This is a genomic window from Pseudomonas sp. (genome assembly GCF_037994325.1).
Lineage (GTDB): Bacteria > Pseudomonadota > Gammaproteobacteria > Pseudomonadales > Pseudomonadaceae > Aquipseudomonas.
The window spans coordinates 1-6,747 of sequence record NZ_JBBNAH010000521.1 but is presented as its reverse complement, the minus strand read 5'-3'; the positions used below and the strand labels follow the sequence as shown (position 1 = coordinate 6,747).

Below are 6,747 nucleotides of genomic sequence, written 5' to 3'. Positions count from 1 at the left end.
TCTCAATCGGCAGCAGGAGCGTCAGTGTTGTGCCGCAGAGATCGCTGGCGGCTTCTTGCAGGTTGCAGCTACGTGTCGGTTGATCGGCGTGCCACCACGTAAAACGGCAATCCTGTGCGTCGGCGGTGGGAGTAAGCAGATAAAGCCAGGCGTTCACGGTGCAGTGCTCTCGCTGTTTTTGGAGGGGGGGATTTGGGTGAGGGTTCGGTAGAGCACAATGGCTTGTCCGCCATTGTCCAGGTGCAGCGTGCTCAGCAACCGCAGGCTACGTTCGCCAAGCTCAACATCAATGGTGGCGAGGAAGTCTTTGCTGCGCACACTCAGGCCGTTACTGCTGAGGTTGCGGCCAAGTAGCAGCGGGTTGGCAAGAAACGCTTGAACGCTGGCGTAGCCTTCCTTTGGTCGTGATTGCACCAGTGCTTTGGCTACCGACAGGTCTATTCCTTCAATGCTGGCAAGCACAGGAACGCCAACGGTATTGACGTTGATCGCGGTGTTCTTTTGCGTGGTCACCCAGGGGGCGAGGCGTTGCAGTGCGTCGCTAGCGAGCTCCGGTAAACGCTGCAACTCACTGCTGTTGGCAAACGGCAGCGGTTGCTCATCGGCGCCGAGCAGGGCGGGCAGTATGCTCGGGTCATGAGGTGTAACGCCAAGTTGGTTGAGCAGGCGTTGATAGCGTGCTCGGGCAATTAGATCGCCACGAGCTTGAAGGGTGTTGAGGTTAAAACGCGCGCTCAAATCCTCCAGCTGGATATGGATTTTGCCTTCACCCATTTCAAATGCCGGGGTCGGCTGCGCCCAGGGTTGTGCCAGGTTGGTAGTGTCGAGCTGGGGTTTTTCCGTAGCCGCAGGTATTAACCGTTGGCGAGCCCAAGCCTCCCCGCTCAGCGCCATTTGCCACATTTGTTTCTGGTAGGTTTGGTTGGCGGTGCTGTAAAGCGTCAGGCGTTGACGCGCGAGCATGTCGCTGATTATCAGGGTTACCAGCGCGGTGATTAGCAGCACGGTAATCAAGGCGAAGCCCTGTTGGCGTTTAGCGTTAAGCACCGGGCATTGCTCCGCTTTGAAGCAGCTGCTGCCCGGGAAGCAGGATGACGCGGCGAATATCGCTAAAGCCCGGTGCGTTCACGACTAGCTCAATGGCTATGGGCAAGCTGAGCGGCGTACCTTGGATGGGCCAGGTGGCATGTGGTTGTCCGGCAAAATCGATGTAGCGAAGTTGCTTGACGGTTACCTCGCTCAGCAACGTTTGCGAAAGCCTTGAAGAGGTCTGCTGTTCAAGCGCTTTACCGGCCTCGGTGGGGGGGCTTTGATAGTCGCGACGCCATATGCCGTCTTGCCAGTAATGATGGACTTCAAGCAGGTCGCTGCGCGGTTGATTAAGCGGGTTGCTCCAACCTGAGCGCACCAGATACAGCTCGCTGGCAGTACCAATCAGGGCGCTGGTGCGGTCTGGATCCTGGCTCAGGGGAATGGCGATCGCTTGCAGCAAATCACGTTCAAATATCCCTAGGGCCCGCTGTAGTTGGCGTAACTGCAACTCGTGGCGGCTGATGCTTTGCTCGCTGCGTTGAGTGCGCTCCAGGAGCTGATAGCAGGCCATGCCAAGCAGGCTGAATAAAGCTATGGCAATCAGCATTTCCAGAAGGGTAAAGCCGCGCTGGGTCATTGGTTTACTCCAATGTAGCCGAGCAGCTTTATCTCTCTGGCGGGAATCATCGGTGCGGTTGATACCGTCAGTTCGATTTTGCGTAGCTGCCGATCTGGCGCCTTACCGATGTCACTGGTTAACTGCCAGGATCGTCCGCCAAACTCGATCTGCTCTTGCTGAACACCATTGGTTATCGGGCGCATAGTTGCCCGCAATTCGTTCATGCGGTTATCCGCAATCCAGTGCATCAAGCTGCGCTCGGTCAGTCCGTCCGAATTACTCGCGATATGTTGTGCGGCGCTATACAGCGCGATGGACAGCAGAGCAAAGATGCTCAGGGCAACCATCACTTCAAGCAGCGTGAACCCCTTACTTGGCGCTTTCAATTTGCACCTCGTCCAGGCCATCACTGGAGATGGTCAGCAGCGTTGTTTTGTCGTTTTCAAGCCAGAGCTTGAATGGTGAGGTTTCGTCGCTGGGCAGAACCAAAAGATCCGGTTGCCGGCCGATAGCCCTAGGGGCAACAGTGTTGCCAGTAACTGAAGGTTTGGCGGCCGACAAGTCGATGCGCAGGTGCAGACCTTCCTGCAGTATCTGCGGGCGAAACGCCTGCGCTGGTTGCCAATGCCCATCGCCATCAAGCATTTGTACGGCGTAACGCTGGGCATCAATCTGCACCCCATAAATCTGGTTGCGCTCAACCGCCTGTTGACGTAACAGTTCGACCAGAGTGGCAAACCGCTCAGCTTCGCGGCGTGCCTGTTGGCTGCTTGTGCCTAGTGGCACAAAGCTCACCATGCCGATCAGCAATCCCATCAGCAGCATCACCACCAGCACTTCAAGCAAGGTGAATCCGCCAGAACGATTGACGTGGAGGGCGCGGTTCATGCGACCAACTGATTGAGGTCGAGGATCGGCAACAGAATTGCCAGCACAATGACCAATACGGCGGCGCCCATCAGCACCAGCGTTAATGGCTCGAATAGCCCCATAAGTACGGCAATGCGATTGGACAGGTACTGCTCTTGTTGGCGAGCCGCACGGTCCAGCATGTTGTCCAGGGTGCTGGAGCGTTCGCCGCTAGCAATCATGTACAGCATCATCGGCGGGAAGCCGCCGCTTTGCTCCAGCGCGCGAGTCAGACTGCCGCCTTCATGTACGCTTTGCGCTACGCGCTTCATGGCGCCGCGGATATGTTGGTTGGCCACTACTTCTGCAGCGATATGCAGTGCGTCCACCAGCGGCACGCCGCTACGGCCGAGGATGGCCAGCGTGCTGACAAAGCGCGTGCAGTTACTGGCACGCACCAGCTTGCCGAATAGGGGTAGGTGGAGTTGAACTTGATGCCAGCGTTGGCGGATATGTGGCTGGCGCAGTGCGCTGTTTATGCCTACCACCAAGCCGGTAATGAGCAGTAGACCCGCCCAGCCATAATCGCGTACCCAGGCGCTGGCTCTAATCAGTGCACGGGTAAGTAGCGGCAGCTGATGGCCGCTGTCGACGAAAACTTTGACGATATCCGGTACCACGTAGCCAAGCAGGAAGCTGACGATGCTTAGCGATGCCACCAACAGGATTCCCGGATACAGCAGCGCCAGTTGTATCTGCTGTGAGGCGGCTTGGCGGGCTTCGGTGTAGTCGGCCAGTTGCATCAGTACTTGGTCGAGGTGACCGGATTTTTCGCCGGCGGCTACGGTGGCTTGGTAAAGCTTGGGGAACGCCCGGGGGTATTCGGCTAGTGCGGCGGCCAAGCTGAAACCCTGTTGCACGCGCGCGCGAACGCTCAACACAATACTTTGCACACGGCGTTTCTCGCTCTGTGCGGCGACGGCTGCGAGTACATCTTCAAGCGGTAATGCGGCCTGTACCAGCGTGGCCAACTGGCGCGTCAGTAGCGCCAGTTCGGTGCTATTCAAACGCTGTGCCGATGACCTACCGGTTCCCTGGCCGTGATTGCCTTGTGCGCGTTTCACCTGTAGCGGAATCAGTTTGCGGTCACGGAGCATTTGCCGCGCCTGACGCAGGCTGTCTGCTTCCAATACGCCCTGCGATTTACTCCCCGCGTGGTTCATTGCCAGGTATTCATAAGCTGCCATTGCGTCAGCCCTCCCGCGTGACGCGTAACAGTTCCTCGAGGCTGGTGATCCCGCCCCGCACTTTGTCGCAGCCATCGCTAAACATGCTGGCACTGGTGCGGCGGGCATGGCGCAGCAGATCCGCTTCGCCGCTGCCGTCGTGAATCAATTGGCGCAGGCCATCGTCGATCAATACCAACTCATAAATACCGTGGCGACCGCGATAACCGGTGTTCTGGCAGGTGCTGCAGCCGGTTGGCTTATACAGCGTAAGTGCGGAGGTGGGGTCGAGCCCCAAGTGCTGGCAGGCGCTGGCATCGGCCTGGTAAGGCACCTTGCAAGACGGGCACAGAACCCGCACCAGATGCTGGGCAAGAACACCCACCAGCGAGGTGCAAAGCAGAAAGGGTTCGATGCCAATATCCACCAAACGGGTGATCGCCCCTACCGCACTATTGGTGTGCAGGGTCGACAGTACAAGGTGGCCGGTGAGTGACGCCTGCACGGCGATTTCAGCGGTCTCGCGATCGCGGATTTCACCGACCATGACCACATCTGGATCTTGCCGCAGGATGGCGCGCAGGCCTCGGGCAAATGACATCCCCGCCTTGTCATTGACCTGTGTCTGGCCAACGCCGGCAAGGTGATACTCGACCGGATCTTCAATAGTGAGAATGTTGTGGGTCAGGCAGTCAAGGCTTGCCAGGCCGGCATACAGCGTGGTGGTTTTGCCGGAGCCGGTAGGGCCGGTCACTAGCAGAATGCCGTGGGGGCGGTGCAGGGCATCTTCCAGACGTGTTTGGTCAGCGACCGACATACCCAGATTGCTCAAACTTAAGCGCCCGGCCTGCTTATCCAGCAAGCGCATCACCACGCGTTCTCCGTGGGTGGCGGGCAGGGTCGACACCCGCACATCGACTTCATGGCCAGCAATACGAAGGGCAATACGGCCGTCCTGTGGAATGCGCTTTTCAGCGATGTCCATTTTCGCCATCACCTTGATGCGCGAAACCAATAGGGTGGCGAGCTCACGTCTAGGGCGGATAATTTCCCGCAGCAGGCCGTCGATACGCAGCCGCACCAGCAAGGCGTGCTCAAAGGTTTCCAAGTGGATATCCGAGGCTTTGGCTTTGACCGCTTCGCTGAGAATGGCGTTGATCAGGCGGATGATCGGCGCATCATTTTCCTGGTCCAGCAGGTCGACAGTTTGTTGCAGCTGTTCAGCCATGCTCGCCAGGTCAAAATCTTCTGATAGTTGCTCGCCTAGCCCCTCGGCCACCTGCATGGCGTCACTCTGACCGTCACGATAGAACTCCGCCAGTTGCCGGAAGAACTGCTCTTCATCGACAAGCTGAGTGTGCAGTGGCGCCTCGTGATGACGACGCACCTCGGCGAGAATCGACAACGGTGTGCTGGCACAGCAATACAGTGTGGCGTTCTCGGTAGCATCGTCGGATATCAGCAATACGCTGTGGCGCCGGGCATAGCTGAACGGTAGGCGGGCAGGTCGACTCATCGCTTGCCTCGCATATCGACAACGCCATCGTCGCGGTCTTCGAACAGGCTGCGGGGGTCTTTATGAATCAGCAAACTATTGGGCTGCCCTTTACCGGTAGGCAGATTGTCCAAGCGGTTGTATTGCTTGCGGCTTACGTCATCCATGTTCTCGCTGCTACGTAGCAGCGTCGGCCTTAGGAAAACCATCAGGTTGGTCTTCTCTTTGACCTCACGCGTACTGCGAAACAACCCGCCGACTAGCGGAATATCGCCTAAGAGCGGCACCTTGCTGTGCACTTCTTTGATGTTGTCTTTGATCAGGCCACCAAGGACGATGACTTGGCCGTTGTCAGCCAAGATAGTGCTTTTGACCAAGCGTTTATTGGTGATGACATCACTGGTGGTGACGCCTGCCGGTGCGGCCACGAGCTCCGAGCTTTCTTGCTCAATCTTCAAACGTAACGTGTTGCCTTCGTTGATATGCGGAGTGACCTTGAGGGTGATGCCGATATCTTTGCGTTCCACCGTGGTAAAGGGGTTGCTTACGCCACTGGCGTCGGTGGTGTAAGAGCCAGTCTCAAACGGAACGTTTTGACCCACCAGAATTTCCGCCGGCTCGTTATCCAGGGTCAGCAGGCTAGGGGTGGATAGCAGGTTGTTGTTGGAGTTCTTGGACAAAGCGGTGATCAGCGCGCCGAAGTTCTGGTCGCCAATGCCAATCACCGCACCGCTCGGCAAGGTGGGTAATGCTGACCCTGCGATACCTTGGATCAGGCTGCCAATGGATATGCCGTCGCCTGAGCCGTCGAAGCCAGTCACGGCATGCCCGCTGCGCCCAGCCCATTGCACACCAAGGGCGTCGGTAATATCACCACTGACCTCGACGATGGCGGCTTCGACCAACACTTGTGCACGTGGACGGTCAAGCTGGGCGATGATTTTGTCGAACATCGCCAACTGAGCAGGATCGGCCATGATCACTAGCGCATTCTGGCTTTCGTCAGCGCTGATCAAAACGCCGCCGTCCTGGCCCGCACTCTCTTTGCCTGGCGCGGTTGCGCCCAAGCGTTTGCCGATACCGGTCAGCAGTGTTTCCAACTGTTTGGCATCACTGTGGTGAAGGCGTACCACACGGGTGTTATCGCTGGCATCGCCGGGCACATCGAGTGTGCTTGCCAGCTGCTGCATTTGCCGTACGGCCGGTTCCGGGCCTACAAGAATGACGCGGTTGCTGCGCACATCGCTAATTGCCTTGGCGGCATTGATACCGTTACTACCCTGGGAGACGCTTTCGCTGAGCGACTTGGCAACATCAGCGGCCCAGGCATGTTGCAGTTTGAGCGTGAGCATTTCTTTGTGCCCGGCGCTGTCGAGCTGCTCCACGACTTCACGGATGCGTTCGACGTTACTGGCGTTGTCCGATACCACCAGAGCATTAGAGCTGATGGCCGGCGCGATATAGGCATCGGGAGCCACCAAGGGGCGAACCACTGAGGCAACATCGTTGGCCGAGGTGTTGTGCAG

General features: G+C 57.8%; 7 protein-coding genes. All 7 read right to left on the bottom strand.

Annotated features, from left to right (window positions below; genetic code table 11):
• Positions 1-153: 153 nt before the first annotated feature.
• Positions 154-1,047, bottom strand: coding sequence for a type II secretion system minor pseudopilin GspK (gene gspK, locus AAAB16_RS17470; RefSeq protein ID WP_340664462.1), 894 nt, complete (start codon positions 1,045-1,047; stop codon positions 154-156).
• Positions 1,040-1,669: a type II secretion system minor pseudopilin GspJ gene (gene gspJ, locus AAAB16_RS17465; RefSeq protein WP_340664461.1), complete on the bottom strand. Its 630-nt coding sequence runs from the start codon at positions 1,667-1,669 to the stop codon at positions 1,040-1,042. Before gspJ ends, gspK begins: the two co-directional genes overlap by 8 nt.
• On the bottom strand, positions 1,666-2,037 hold the full coding sequence (gene gspI, locus AAAB16_RS17460) for a type II secretion system minor pseudopilin GspI (RefSeq protein ID WP_340664460.1): 372 nt from the start codon (positions 2,035-2,037) through the stop codon (positions 1,666-1,668). Before gspI ends, gspJ begins: the two co-directional genes overlap by 4 nt.
• A complete protein-coding gene (gene gspH / locus AAAB16_RS17455) occupies positions 2,021-2,539 on the bottom strand; it encodes a type II secretion system minor pseudopilin GspH (protein ID WP_340664459.1) in 519 nt (172 codons plus the stop codon). Before gspH ends, gspI begins: the two co-directional genes overlap by 17 nt.
• The gene (gspF, locus tag AAAB16_RS17450) at positions 2,536-3,747 is read right to left on the bottom strand and encodes a type II secretion system inner membrane protein GspF (RefSeq protein ID WP_340664458.1); all 1,212 of its coding nucleotides are present in this window, start codon (positions 3,745-3,747) and stop codon (positions 2,536-2,538) included. The genes gspH and gspF overlap by 4 nt, the downstream gene beginning before the upstream one ends.
• A gap of 4 nt (positions 3,748-3,751) precedes the next feature.
• Positions 3,752-5,242 (bottom strand): type II secretion system ATPase GspE, encoded by a 1,491-nt coding sequence (gene gspE, locus AAAB16_RS17445; RefSeq protein ID WP_340664457.1) that lies wholly within the window; start codon positions 5,240-5,242, stop codon positions 3,752-3,754.
• Positions 5,239-6,747, bottom strand: a 1,509-nt coding sequence (gene gspD / locus AAAB16_RS17440) for a type II secretion system secretin GspD (protein ID WP_340664456.1), incomplete at its 5' end; no start/stop codon positions are given. The genes gspE and gspD, both read right to left, overlap by 4 nt.

Coding starts and splice junctions, on each gene's coding strand:
- gspJ (WP_340664461.1), bottom strand. CDS start 1,669: ATGACCCAGCGCGGCTTTACCCTTCTGGAAATGCTGATTGCCATAGCT.
- gspH (WP_340664459.1), bottom strand. CDS start 2,539: ATGAACCGCGCCCTCCACGTCAATCGTTCTGGCGGATTCACCTTGCTT.
- gspF (WP_340664458.1), bottom strand. CDS start 3,747: ATGGCAGCTTATGAATACCTGGCAATGAACCACGCGGGGAGTAAATCG.
- gspE (WP_340664457.1), bottom strand. CDS start 5,242: ATGAGTCGACCTGCCCGCCTACCGTTCAGCTATGCCCGGCGCCACAGC.